This window comes from Psychrobacter sp. JB193 (genome assembly GCF_002285555.1).
Taxonomy (GTDB): domain Bacteria; phylum Pseudomonadota; class Gammaproteobacteria; order Pseudomonadales; family Moraxellaceae; genus Psychrobacter; species Psychrobacter alimentarius.
In genome coordinates, this window is record NZ_NRGY01000001.1 from 901,185 (window position 1) to 914,261 (window position 13,077).

The 13,077-nt window shown below is 45.6% G+C and carries 10 protein-coding genes; all 10 read right to left on the minus strand.

Annotated elements, in window-relative coordinates:
- Positions 1-114 precede the first annotated feature (114 nt).
- On the minus strand, positions 115-1,593 hold the full coding sequence (gene nuoN, locus CIK80_RS03840; protein WP_062844017.1) for an NADH-quinone oxidoreductase subunit NuoN: 1,479 nt from the start codon (positions 1,591-1,593) through the stop codon (positions 115-117).
- A gap of 3 nt (positions 1,594-1,596) precedes the next feature.
- Entirely contained in the window at positions 1,597-3,222 is a 1,626-nt protein-coding gene (gene nuoM / locus CIK80_RS03845; protein ID WP_062844016.1) for an NADH-quinone oxidoreductase subunit M, read from the minus strand.
- 1 nt (position 3,223) lies between these two features.
- Positions 3,224-5,098 carry an NADH-quinone oxidoreductase subunit L gene (gene nuoL / locus CIK80_RS03850; RefSeq protein WP_095568941.1) on the minus strand — a complete coding sequence of 625 codons (1,875 nt, stop codon included), beginning with the start codon at positions 5,096-5,098 and terminating at the stop codon, positions 3,224-3,226.
- Between the two features lie 4 nt (positions 5,099-5,102).
- On the minus strand, positions 5,103-5,411 hold the full coding sequence (nuoK, locus tag CIK80_RS03855) for an NADH-quinone oxidoreductase subunit NuoK (protein WP_062845843.1): 309 nt from the start codon (positions 5,409-5,411) through the stop codon (positions 5,103-5,105).
- A 98-nt stretch (positions 5,412-5,509) separates the two neighbouring features.
- Positions 5,510-6,235 carry an NADH-quinone oxidoreductase subunit J gene (gene nuoJ / locus CIK80_RS03860; protein ID WP_095568942.1) on the minus strand — a complete coding sequence of 242 codons (726 nt, stop codon included), beginning with the start codon at positions 6,233-6,235 and terminating at the stop codon, positions 5,510-5,512.
- Entirely contained in the window at positions 6,232-6,780 is a 549-nt protein-coding gene (nuoI, locus tag CIK80_RS03865; RefSeq protein WP_062844013.1) for an NADH-quinone oxidoreductase subunit NuoI, read from the minus strand. Before nuoI ends, nuoJ begins: the two co-directional genes overlap by 4 nt.
- A 55-nt stretch (positions 6,781-6,835) precedes the next feature.
- Positions 6,836-7,828: an NADH-quinone oxidoreductase subunit NuoH gene (gene nuoH / locus CIK80_RS03870; protein WP_062845842.1), complete on the minus strand. Its 993-nt coding sequence runs from the start codon at positions 7,826-7,828 to the stop codon at positions 6,836-6,838.
- A 52-nt stretch (positions 7,829-7,880) separates the two neighbouring features.
- Positions 7,881-10,994, minus strand: a complete 3,114-nt coding sequence (gene nuoG / locus CIK80_RS03875) for an NADH-quinone oxidoreductase subunit NuoG (protein ID WP_095568943.1) — start codon at positions 10,992-10,994, stop codon at positions 7,881-7,883.
- A gap of 10 nt (positions 10,995-11,004) precedes the next feature.
- The gene (gene nuoF / locus CIK80_RS03880; protein ID WP_095568944.1) at positions 11,005-12,429 is read right to left on the minus strand and encodes an NADH-quinone oxidoreductase subunit NuoF; all 1,425 of its coding nucleotides are present in this window, start codon (positions 12,427-12,429) and stop codon (positions 11,005-11,007) included.
- Positions 12,426-12,935 carry an NADH-quinone oxidoreductase subunit NuoE gene (nuoE, locus tag CIK80_RS03885; RefSeq protein WP_062844010.1) on the minus strand — a complete coding sequence of 170 codons (510 nt, stop codon included), beginning with the start codon at positions 12,933-12,935 and terminating at the stop codon, positions 12,426-12,428. Before nuoE ends, nuoF begins: the two co-directional genes overlap by 4 nt.
- Between the last annotated feature and the right edge of the window lie 142 nt (positions 12,936-13,077).

The following is a 13,077-nucleotide window of genomic DNA, read 5'->3' on the forward strand; positions in this document are numbered from 1 at the left end:
GCCAAGCTTATCACAAAGCAGGCGCATCTTGGTTTTCTAACCGTAACAACAGACAAGCCACCGTATACGGTGGCTTACCTTTTCTCTATGATAACAACTTACCACATCTAACATCTACCAGATACGTGCCAGACTTGCCCACTCAATCATACTATTGGGTAAGACACCGAAGAAGACGATAATGGCAGTTACCGCAATCACCATTATACCGCCCATACGAATACCCCATTGTCCAGATACATCAAATTCAATAAATTGCTTAGGACGTTTGAACAACGTGAGCATAACGCGCAAATAATAGAACAAACCGATGGCACTACCGAGAATAATCATTGCCGCTAAGAACCAATGAGTACCTTGTACCGCAGACAATATCGCAAATAGCTTAGTGATAAAACCTGCCGTCAACGGAATACCTGCCAATGACAACATCATAATCGTCATAACAGCGGTCAATACAGGACGACGCCAAAACAGTCCTTGATAATGCGTCAACTCATCCGCTTCACCAGATAAGCGATATGGACTCGACATCAAGGTCACAACCCCAAAGGCACCAATAGAGGTAAATGCATAAATTGCCATATACATACTAGAGATACTATCAGCTGCTGCACCAATGCTAACAATGACGATCAGCACATAACCCATATGGGCAATCGAAGAGTAACCAAGTAGACGTTTTAGGCTGGTTTGGCGTATGGCCAATAAGTTACCCACCAAAATTGACAAGGTTGCCATCACCATCAGCAACATCTGTACCGAGGGCAATGCCAACAAAGACGTATCAATCAAAAAGCGAACCGCGAGCGCCATCATCGCCACTTTTGAAACTGACGCTAAAAAGGTTGCGATAGGTGCTGGTGCGCCTTCATAAACATCGGGCGTCCACATATGAAATGGTGCCGCAGACAGTTTAAAGGCAATACCGAACATCATCATTGCCGCACCAAGAATCAATAGTGGCGATTCAAATAGATTGGTCAGCATCATACTGATGGGCTTGAAAGCCAACGAGCCAACTTCTGCGTAAATAAAGGCCATGCCCATGAGCAACGTCGCCGATGCAGTCGCAGACAATACCAAATACTTCAACCCCGACTCAAGCGAGCGATTACGCATATACGTATAAGCTAGCAATCCATAGAGCGGCACTGATAGCATCTCTAAACTCATAAAGAACGATGCCATGTGCTGAGCGCTTACCATGAGTAAGGCACCAATTGTCGATAGCAACATGAGCAAATATAGCTCGTCTTTATTGTCTTTTAAATTCGCAAGATACGCATACGATAGCGTACAGCAGGCCAATGCACAGATGAAAATAACCACCATATTAAACTGAGCGAAGTTATCAATGACAAATAACTGCTCAGCGTTTGGCATCATATTGCCACTATTAACAATACCCAGCATTTGACCAATTAAGGTAAACAAACCGATATTCAAACCGGCAACCGTGATTGCCGCAGTGACCATATGTGAGCGCTTGATTGCAATGGCAATCATAACTGCCAATACCGTAATGACTACGATAATAATTGGCGCGTAAGGCAACAATCCCATCAAATCATTCATTGTAATATTATTCATGACTTAACGTGCCTCCATTGCATCAAGCAACTGCGATGCATCTACCTGTGTCACTTGACTGTATATATACGCATTGTTGATCCACTGCATCGCGTGACTCGACGTATCGAGGAACGGCTGCGGATAAAGTCCAAGCCATACCAGTCCAGCGGCTAATACCAGTAACAATGACAGCTCACGTTTACCCAAATCTTTGAGTCGGCGTGTGGGCAACCCATGTGATTTGGTCTCTTCGAGCGCCAGTTCGGCAATATTGTTTGTTCCAAATAATGCACGGTGGATCAGTATCAGCGAGTACAATCCTGCTAGTACCAAGCTAAACGTTGCAAATACCACGAATACAGGATATTGAGCAAATGAGCCAAATAAAATCATGAACTCACCGATAAAGTTACCTGTACCAGGGATACCAAGCAGCGCGGCACAGAAGAACATCAATATTGGTGCATAGTAACGGAACTGACCCCACATACCGCCCATCAAAGTCAAATCGCGCGTATGCAAACGTTCATATAACTGCCCTGCCATGATAAAGAGTGCCGCTGAGCTTAAACCATGCGCCAGCATCTGAATCATCAGACCTTGTAGACTGAGTAACGTTCCTGCATAAATAGCCAATACCACAAATCCCATGTGCGAGATACTGGTATAAGCCAGTAAACGCTTCATATCGGTTTGCATAAAGGCCAGCCAAGCGCCGTAAAAGATACCAATCGTACCCAACGTCATTGCAATCGGCGCAAACTCTTGAGATGCCACAGGAAATAACGGCAAAACAAATCGAATCAAACCATAAGCCGCAGTCTTAATCAAAACCCCTGCCAAATCCACCGAACCTGCTGTTGGTGCCTGCGCATGCGCGTCTGGCAACCAGCCATGGAACGGGATAATCGGCAACTTAACCGCAAAGCCAATAAAGAAGCACAGCATGATTGGATATTCCCAGCCGCCAAGTGACGTACCGAGTAAATCATTATAGTTAAAGCTCACTACGCCTTTTTGTGCGTAGCTGATAATAACCAATATCAAAATACCAATCAGCATGATAAGACCAGAGGCTTGGGTATAGATAAAGAACTTGGTGGCCGCATACTCTTTGGTTTTACCGACCACATCATGACCCCAAATAGCGATCAAGAAATAGATAGGAACCAGCATCATCTCCCAGAAGAAGAAGAATAAGAACAAATCAATGGCTAAGAAAACACCAATGACGCCGCCCAGACTCCACAGCAAGTTTAGATGGAAGAAACCAACGCGGCGTTGAATCTCATTCCATGAACAGGCCACAGCAGCAATACCGAGCAGACCTGTCAAAGCCACCATTAATAGTGATAGACCATCTAGCGCCAAATGAAAACTGATACCAAAACTTGGTATCCACGGCACACTAAATTCAGCAACCCAAGGCACTGCTGAGTCTGGTGCAATGACTTGCTTGCTCATACCGCTAAAATTGCCGTACTGCCAGAGCACCAGTGATAGTGCAAAGGTCAATATCATACCGACCAACGCAATCCAGCGCGGCAGACGCTTATTAAATCGCTCTACCAGCCAACATAGCAACCCTGCAATAAAAGGAATTGCAATCAATGCTGGTAGCATCCACGTTTGTTGTAACTCAATCATCTTATACCACCGTCATCATTACCAGCACCAACAGCACAGCCATGCCCAAGCCAAAGCTTGTCGCATAACCTCGAAGTGACCCTGTTTGCGTCGCAGACAATATCTTATTACCTGCTGAAGCCAGCTTGGGTAATACATACCACGTTTTATCAATAGGGTCGGCTTTAAATAAGCGGCCGATGAATAAAAAGGGTTTTACAAAAATTAGATCATATAGCGCATCGAAGCCTAAACCATGATAGCACCAGTGATATAGCCCGCCACCAATGCGTGAACGTTTGAAGCTGGTTAGTATGCGGCCTTTATTGACCACATAAAGTAGCGCAGCGATGATCAAACCAGCGGCCATCGCACCCATCGCAATATACTCTGCTGTGTGCTTAGCATGATCTTGACCCGCCACTTCTAATAGATGCCCAACGCTCTCTGGTAACACGCCTTGTAATGGCGGCGTAATCCATGCACCAACCGCTGTTGATAGCACCAGCAGTACAGTAAGCGGTAACCAATACGATACCCCTGACAATTTGTGTGCATGGGTTTTCTCTTCACCAAAGAAGATAATCCAAATCATACGGAAGGTATAAATGGCCGTTAAGAATGCCCCAAACACACCCATATAGAACAAGACGAGATGACCTGTCGCATAGGTTTCCCAAAGAATCGCTTCTTTAGAGTAAAAACCAACGGTTACCCAAGGTATGGCAGCCAATGCACCACCACCGACGATATAACACCAAAATACCAATGGTATCTTTTTACGTAAGCCGCCCATCTTGAAGATATCCTGCTCATGATGTACCGCAAGAATAACCGCACCTGATGATAAAAACAGCAATGCTTTGAAGAAAGCATGCGTCATCAGATGGAAGATAGCCCCTTGCCATGCACCCACACCCAACGCTAAGAACATATAACCAATCTGACTCATGGTTGAATACGCAAGAATACGTTTGATGTCTGTTTGCGCCAATGCACAAAAACCAGCAACGACCAGCGTTAATGCCCCTACACCGCCAACCCAGTACAATAAAATACCTGGCGTCAGCTCAAATAATGGGTGCAGACGAGCGATTAAATACACCCCTGCTGTCACCATCGTTGCAGCGTGAATCAGCGCTGATACGGGCGTCGGACCTGCCATCGCATCGGCAAGCCACGTATGTAGTGGCAACTGGGCTGATTTACCCATTGCACCGCCCACAAGCATCATAGTGGTTAACATCATGATTGGATTATTGATGTCAAAAACTTCTGGCGCGCGCGTGATAATCTCTTGAATATTGAGCGTACCAAACTCGCGGAATAATAAAAATAGACCAAAAGCTAAGAACACATCACCCACACGCGTAACCGTAAAGGCTTTTATCGCCGCGCGACCATTGGCTCTATCGTGATAATAGTAACCGATGAGCAAGTACGAACAGATACCCACACCTTCCCAGCCCAGATAGAGTAAGAATAAGTTATCTGCCAATACCAGCAATAACATGCTGGCGACGAACAAATTCATATAGCTAAAGAAGCGCGCAAATCCTGTATCGCCTTTCATGTACCAAGCAGCAAACAAATGGATTAAAAAGCCAATACCAGTAATGACGCCAGTCATGGTCAATGCCAAGCCATCAAAGCTGAGTCCAAAATTTGGCGCAAAGTCACCAACTTGGAACCATGTCCACATCGGTATCTCTATCACCGTTCCTGCTGGACTGGTGCTCAAAAAGGTATAACTGACAACCAGTGTGCACAATGCTGATAACAGCATACTGCCAACACCGACAATCGCTGCCACCTGCTCCGTTAACTTGTCGCGCATAAAGGCTAAAATCAAAAAGCCAACGAGCGGGAATATAAAGGTTAATGGTAATAAACTCATGACATCATCCTTTCATCTCATTGGCGGTATCGACATCTAGATGCCCACGCTTATGATAAAACCGCAATAATATTGCCAAACCAATGGCGGCCTCGGCTGCTGCCAACGTCAAAATAAAGATAAACATAATCTGTCCATCTGGATCGACCCAGCGACTACCTGCTATGACAAATGCCAGTGCTGTCGCATTCATCATAATCTCAAGGCTCATTAGCATAAATAAGAAATTACGTCGTACCATGACGCCGCACAAACCAATGGCAAATAAAATACCTGCCAAAATCAATCCATGGCTCATCGGTATCATTCCCAATAAGTTTTGTGCCTCAGCAGCAGGCTGTACTAAGCCTGCCACTTCATGGGCAAACGGCACATTCGATACGTCTTGTGCCACGCTCGCTGCTAGTACCATCAGTCTGACTCCTTGCGCGTGACTCGTTTTACACCCACGACTCGTTTTGCACCCACATAGTCACGTGGATCAACATCTTTATATTCATAAGGTTCAGCCGTTTCTGCTGCATTGTTTTCTACATGAGAGCTATCGTGATTGTAAGACTTGGTGCGAGCCACACTCGGCTGCCCTTTATGACTGTCGTCACTGACAATCTCGTCATCATTGGCTTCTTTACCCAAATGATAAGCGGCCACTAAAGCTGCCAACAGCAATAAGGCTGCTACTTCTATTAGCATCACGTATTTGGTAAACAACACCGTGCCAACTACTTTGGCAGATACGGTGGTACCACCAATCATCGCTGTGCCGTCGTCATTAAGACCAATCAGCGCATAAAGAATCACAGCAATGATGATTGTCAAACCTGTCGGTATCGCCCAACTGCCAGCATCTAGCCATTTCTCTTCGCGCTCATCATTACTCATACCGAGATTCAACATCATGATGACAAAGACAAACAGCACCATGATAGCGCCTGCGTAGACCACGATTTCAAGCGCGCCTGCGAATGGCGCACCAAGCACAAAAAATATCCCAGCAATCGCTAGCAATGACACAATCATTGATAAAATAGCATGTACGGGGTTGGCTTGAGTGACCACTCGCAGGCTGGCAAAAATAGCCACGGCTGCAAGCGAGTAAAACCCTGCCAATTCAGGATGATTCAAGATATTCATCATGGCAGCAAGCTCCTTAGATCAATAGGTGCAGATTCATTTTGAGCTGCTCCTTTTGGTTTGTCCGCGACCGCCATACCCGTCACACGATAATAGTTATAATCAGGATATTTACCCGGTCCTGAAATGAGCAAATGCTCTTTTTCGTAAACCAAGTCCTGACGCTTATATTCACCAAGCTCAAAATCTGGTGTCATTTGAATAGCAGTTGTCGGACAGGCTTCTTCACACATTCCACAAAAGATACATCGTGAAAAATTGATCCGAAAAAACTCTGGATACCAGCGGCCATCTTCACGTTCCGCTTTTTGTAGCGAAATACAACCGACTGGGCATGCAACAGCACATAAGTTACAGGCAACGCAGCGCTCATCTCCATCAGGGTCACGCGTTAGGACAATACGTCCACGAAAACGTGGCGGTACAGGTACCGGCTCTTCAGGATAAAGAATGGTATCACGTGGCCTGAGCGCATGACTATTGACCATCCACATGCTGCGGACAATGGTAAATATACCAATGACGGTCTTTTTTATAGTAGTAAACATGGGATTATTATCCTTATCAGCTTTACCCTAGTTCATCAGTGATGGCTAGTAATGATTACAACGTTGGGGAAAAGATCAAAATGACTGCAGCCGTAATCAATAAATTAATCAACGTTACTGGCAGACAAACTTTCCAGCCAAAGTTCATCACCTGATCATAGCGCGGACGCATGAGTGAGCCTCGAGCCAAAACAAACATGGTCATAAAGAACAGTGTCTTAATCATGAACCAAAAAGCTGGTGGAATAAATGGAATATCTAGGTTAAAAGGTGCAAGCCAGCCACCAAAGAACAAACACGTCATTAGCGCAGAAATCAAAACAACGTTGACGTATTCGCCAATAAAGAACATACCAAATTTCATGCCAGAATATTCGACATGATAGCCTTCAGCGAGCTCTTGCTCAGCTTCTGGTTGGTCAAATGGATGTCTATGGGTAACGGCCACACCAGCGACCACAAAAGTCAAAAATCCAAAAAATTGCGGAATGATATACCAGCCGTCAATTTGTGACTCGACAATCTCACGCAAGTTAAATGAGCCGGTTAATGCAACCACACCCATCAATGACAATCCCAAAAACACTTCGTAACTGATCGTCTGTGCAGCTGAACGTAAGCCACCCAAAAGAGAAAACTTATTCGCTGATGCCCAACCACCGAACATCACTGCATAGACAGCGATACCCGCCATGGCAAAGAAGAACAAAATGCCAATATCCCAATCAGCGACACCAAGCGTCGGTGAGATAGGAATAATGGCAAATGAAGCCAATGCCGTAAACATTGCAACTGCAGGTGCCAAAGTGAACATGAACTTATCAGTAAAGTTTGGCGTCCAATCTTCTTTAAAGAAGATTTTTAGCATATCCGCGACTAACTGCAATGAGCCAAAAGGCCCGACTCGGTTTGGACCATAACGGTCTTGCCATAATGCCAGCATGCGGCGCTCATAGATGATCATCATGGCAGCAACCAGTACCACAACTAAGAAGATAACCAGTGATTGGCCCACCAAAAATAGAATGGACCACGCATCGAAACTCATGCTATTGGCCAAAAAGCTTGGCACATCAGGAATAATACGAGTGACTTGCATATCACACCTCCTGTGTGGTGGTTGGCGCTACAGTTGCTTGCATGGCGCGGTTATCATCAAAGCTGTTACCAGCATTTTTGTTTGTCAAAAGGCGATCATCAGCCATATCGCCCATCATCGTAACGGGCGCGTCAACTTTACGTACCGACGCTGGCAGTGACGGATGAACGATGCTGACCTGACCGACTGGATAACCAATACAGCCTTCCGCTAAGTAACCGACAAGCTGGACTGGCAAGGTGATTTGTTGCTTATCAATCTCAATCGCTAAATAATCACCAGCACCAATATTCCAGTTTTTAGCATCATCAATACCAATGCGCCATGCTGCAACAGGCAGTTGCTCTGCAACGATGGGACTGCGTGATACCATCATTGAGCTGGCATAAATATTATAGATAGGTACTAACTTGGCTTGTCCTTGCTGCATATCCGTCATGGTCGACGCAGTAGCTTCTGGTGCCACATACTGACGAGTGGTTAGACGTTCTAACTGATCAAACAGGCGCACACCTGGATCACCATTTTTTAGATGACCACCCACTTTGTCTTGATATTTGTTCCACGCTTGCGGTGAGTTCCAACCTGCCGCATTGGCAAAAGGAATCATAGAGCTTGGGGTTTGTTTGCCACTATAACCTTCCATTGAGAAAGTTAAGCCTGTATCCAAATCTTTTGGCTGCATTGGCTCATGGACGGAGATCGGTGCGCGCATGGCAGTACGACCTGAATAGCGACGCGGTTGACGTGCAATTTTAAGACCAGTAATGCGGTAATCTGCTTCTGGCGCTGCGCCTTTGATACCTGCAAGCTTAGGATGCGTGGCTATTAACGCATTGATCACATCATCCAATTGCGTCCAATCGACCTCTCTGCCTTCTAAGCTGCTATGCACAGCATGCAGCCAGCGCCAGCCTTCTTTGATACTGCTCATTGGATGATAATAGTTATTGTCATAGACTTGGAAAAAACGCTGAGCGCGGCCTTCAGCCGAGATCAATGTACCATCAGCTTCCGCAAAGCTTGCTGCTGGTAATACGATATCAACATCTTTGTGCCAATCAAGCAACTGATGATCAAGCGCAATCACGGTTTTATCAGCCAATAGCTGTGTTAACTTATTGGCATCTATTGCATCAGTTAGCTGATTTTCTGCAACGATGACCACATCAAAGTCACTCGCTAGTAGCTCTTCGACTGATTGACCACCAAGCATACAAACGCCCATGCTATTGGCATCAGGAACCGTCAGATAAATACCGGCTTGTGCATGATAGCTGTCATTCACTTCTTTTAGCTCAAGCTTCTCAGCTGGCTTACGCTCAACATCGTCTTGCGCTTCTTTATTTGTACCAGTGTCAGGTTTTTCTGGTTTGGCTGATAGCTCTTGATCTTCGTCAGGCTGATCAGTTTGCGCTTGCTGCTCTGCCGCTCTCACTTTTTCATTATGAACATCAACTTGGTGCTGCTCTGTCGCTTGAATGGCAGCACGTTTTTGGGTTAATGCTTGCGTGATTTGCGCGGCTGCTTCTATTAAGGCAACAGACGACAGACCCGTGCCTGAGATGACTAATGGTTTATCCGCTTGAATCAAGTCATAAGCAATTTGCTGGGCAAGCGATTGCATACCGTCGATGTTGGCATCAGCACTGGCATCTTGTTGCTTACTGTCCTGAGGATGAGCAATTTTGGCTAAATCATCAGAAAAATAAGCAATCTCTTCGGCCACTTTAAAGCCAAGTTTGGTAATATCTTCAGGCGTTGCTACCACACTCACTTTGCTGATGTCTTCTAGCTTAGTTTGGGTCACATCAATGACATAAACGGGACTTAAAGCATCTTGGGCAATACGCTTGACAGGTTCAGCAAGCCAAGGCTGAGTCTGCAACGCGGCTGCCATTTTCAGACCTTCATTTTTAGCCGCTTGGCGTACTGATAGTGCAACTCTTGATGACGTTTGCGTGATGTCTTCACCCAATACCAATACGGCATCATAGCTTTCGATATCAGTCATGCTTGGGTTATAGATGCCCTCAGTGCTAAGCACTTCGATACATTTATTGACCAAAGCTTGCTGCTGGTGATTAAGGCCAGTTGAAAAGTTATTAAAGCCAACTAAGTTTTTTAGGGCAAAGTTGGTTTCTAGGCTGGCACGTGGTGAGCCAATACCAATAACCTTTTTGTCTTTGATACGTTTGATGGTTTCATCTAGCGCATAGTCGATATTGATTTTGACATGCTTATCATTAATACGCTCAAGCGCTTGGGTTGGGCGATCATCACGGTTGACATAACCGTAACCAAAGCGACCGCGGTCACACAAAAAGTAACGGTTGACTTCGCCATTGTAACGGTTTTCAATACGGCGCAATTCACCATAACGCTCACCTGGCGAGGTATTACAGCCCGCTGAGCAACCATGACAAATGCTTGGCGCATACTGCATGTCCCACTTACGATTGTAGCGCTCAGAATGCGTCTTATCCGTAAAGACACCCGTTGGGCATACTTCAGTTAAGTTGCCTGAAAACTCGCTTTCAAACTGACCATCTTTATCACGACCAAAATAGACACGGTTGTTTGAGCCATAAACGCCCAAATCCTCACCACCTGCATAATCCTTATAAAAGCGAACACAGCGATAGCAAGCGATACAACGGTTCATTTCATGAGCAATAAACGGCCCAAGCTCTTGGTTGTGATGCGTACGTTTGGTAAAACGATAGCGACGACGGCTATGACCTGACATGTAAGTCATGTCCTGCAAGTGACAATGCCCCCCTTCTTCACAGGTAGGACAGTCATGCGGGTGGTTGGTCATGAGTAACTCAACCATCGACTTACGGAAGGCTTTGGCTTCATCATCGGTGACCGAAATATACATATCATCACCAGGTGCCACCATACATGACATCACTAGGCGACCACGACCTGCTTCCATATCTTCTTTATTTTGGTATTGTTTAACCGCACACTGGCGGCATGATCCTACTGAGCCGAGGGCAGGATGATAACAAAAATATGGCACATCAATGCCAAGAGACAAACACGCTTGTAGCAAGTTATCGCTACTATCTACTTCGACAGTGGTTCCATCAATATGTATGACTGCCATGCCGCTCTCCTTATTTCGCTACTGGCTGTTGATTGGCTGCAGCATCAATGACATCTACACCAACCGCCTGAGCAATTTTTTGATCAAATTCAGGACGGAAATATTTAATCGCACTCATGAGTGGTTCCATCGCACCTGGAGCATGGGCACAGAATGTTTTACCAATCCACAAATCACGCGTCAGACCTTCTAGTTTTTCTACGTCGCCCAACTGCCCTTCACCATCATTAATAGCAGTCAGCAATTTGACGCCCCACGGCAAACCATCACGGCATGGTGTACACCAACCACAAGATTCGCGTTGAAAGAAAATCTCAAGATTACGCAGTAATGGCACCATGTCTTGCGCTTCATCGATGACCATAATAAGACCCGTACCCATACGGCTACCTGCTTCTTGAATCGAGTCAAAATCGACGACTACGTCTAAATGATCTGCTGTCAAGAAATCTGTTGATGCGCCGCCTGGTAGCCAAGCTTTAAGCGTTTTGCCGTCTTTCATACCACCAGCCAACTCTTCAATGATCTCGCGAGCGGTATAACCAAAAGGCAACTCCCACAGACCAGGATCATTGACCAAGCCTGAACAACCAAATAGTTTAGTGCCTGGTGTTTTACTGGTACCTTTGATGTTGGCCAATGACTGATACCAATCAACCCCATGATTCAAAATGGCTGGCATATTGCATAAGGTCTCAACGTTGTTGACAACCGTTGGACGACCCCATGCGCCAGAGATTTGTGGAAATGGCGGTTTGGTACGTGGATTAGCGCGACGGCCTTCTAGACAATTAATCAGTGCCGTCTCTTCACCGCAGATATAGCGTCCAGCGCCTGTATGCACATGAAGATTAAAGCTAAAGTCAGAGCCTAAAATGTTATTGCCCATCAGGTTGTTAGCTAAGCATTCATTAATCGCGGCAACCAAACGCTCCGCGGCTAAAATGTACTCGCCACGAATAAAGATATAGCCGTCAGTCGCACCGATTGCATGCGCCGTAATCAACATACCTTCGATTAATTGAAATGGCAGGCGCTCCATGAGCAAACGGTCTTTAAAAGTGCCCGGCTCCATCTCATCAGCATTACAAATAAGATAGCGCGGCAAACCATCAGGAGGCGACATAAACGTCCACTTCAAACCTGCGTTAAAACCAGCACCACCACGTCCGCGGACATTAGCAGCTTTAATCATGTTGCCAACGTCTTTAGGTGATTTAGATAGTGCTTCTTTTAAACCAGTAAAGCCTTTTAGAGATTCATAAGTAGCCAAATCAAGCACGGCATCATGATGTGCCAAACGCCAGGTTAAGGGTCTGGTCTCGCTAGTCGCGGTTGCTTTATCACCATAAATTGGAACGCGCTGTTCGTTAAGCTGACTGGGTGCTTTGCCTTGACCGCGACGAGCAATCTGCTCTGAAATCGTTAAACTCATGCGTATAGCTCCAATAATTGCGCGACCTCGGTGGGCTGAACAGGGCCATAAGTATCTTCATCAATCAAGACGGCAGGACCTTTGTCACAATTACCCAGACAGCAAATCGGCAATAGCGTAAAACGACCATCAGTGGTCGTCTGTCCATACTCGATACCTAGCTGCGCTCTTATTTCAGCCGATAGCGCCTCATAGCCAGTCAGATAACAAGCGACTGAATCACAGATAAGAATCACGTGACGACCGACAGGCTGACGATAAATACGGTTAAAGAAAGTTGCGACTCCATCCATATCTGACATCGGAATATCTAGGATATTGGCAATGGCATTGACTTGTGCATCATCCACCCAGCCATTGCGCTTTTGTACTATTTTTAGCGCGTCCAATGAGGCTGCACGCGCCTGCGGATAATGGTGCATAAATTCATGAATAGCAGCAATCTCCTCAGCGGTGAGGATACTTGCCACATCTACTTTTGGCATTTTGTCGGAAACAATTTTCATAATCTTCTATCTTTCCTCACTCATCATGCTCCATCTCTTAACCAAGACAGTGTTATGAATTCTGTCACTGTCTTGAAATATGACTGCATTTTGGTGTGCAATTCGGCGGCAATATATGGATTAACGTATCTTTTTGATAATG

Coding starts and splice junctions, on each gene's coding strand:
- nuoN (WP_062844017.1), bottom strand. CDS start 1,593: ATGAATAATATTACAATGAATGATTTGATGGGATTGTTGCCTTACGCG.
- nuoH (WP_062845842.1), bottom strand. CDS start 7,828: ATGAGTTTCGATGCGTGGTCCATTCTATTTTTGGTGGGCCAATCACTG.
- nuoF (WP_095568944.1), bottom strand. CDS start 12,429: ATGAGTTTAACGATTTCAGAGCAGATTGCTCGTCGCGGTCAAGGCAAA.
- nuoI (WP_062844013.1), bottom strand. CDS start 6,780: ATGTTTACTACTATAAAAAAGACCGTCATTGGTATATTTACCATTGTC.
- nuoE (WP_062844010.1), bottom strand. CDS start 12,935: ATGAAAATTGTTTCCGACAAAATGCCAAAAGTAGATGTGGCAAGTATC.
- nuoL (WP_095568941.1), bottom strand. CDS start 5,098: ATGAGTTTATTACCATTAACCTTTATATTCCCGCTCGTTGGCTTTTTG.
- nuoJ (WP_095568942.1), bottom strand. CDS start 6,235: ATGATGAATATCTTGAATCATCCTGAATTGGCAGGGTTTTACTCGCTT.
- nuoM (WP_062844016.1), bottom strand. CDS start 3,222: ATGATTGAGTTACAACAAACGTGGATGCTACCAGCATTGATTGCAATT.
- nuoG (WP_095568943.1), bottom strand. CDS start 10,994: ATGGCAGTCATACATATTGATGGAACCACTGTCGAAGTAGATAGTAGC.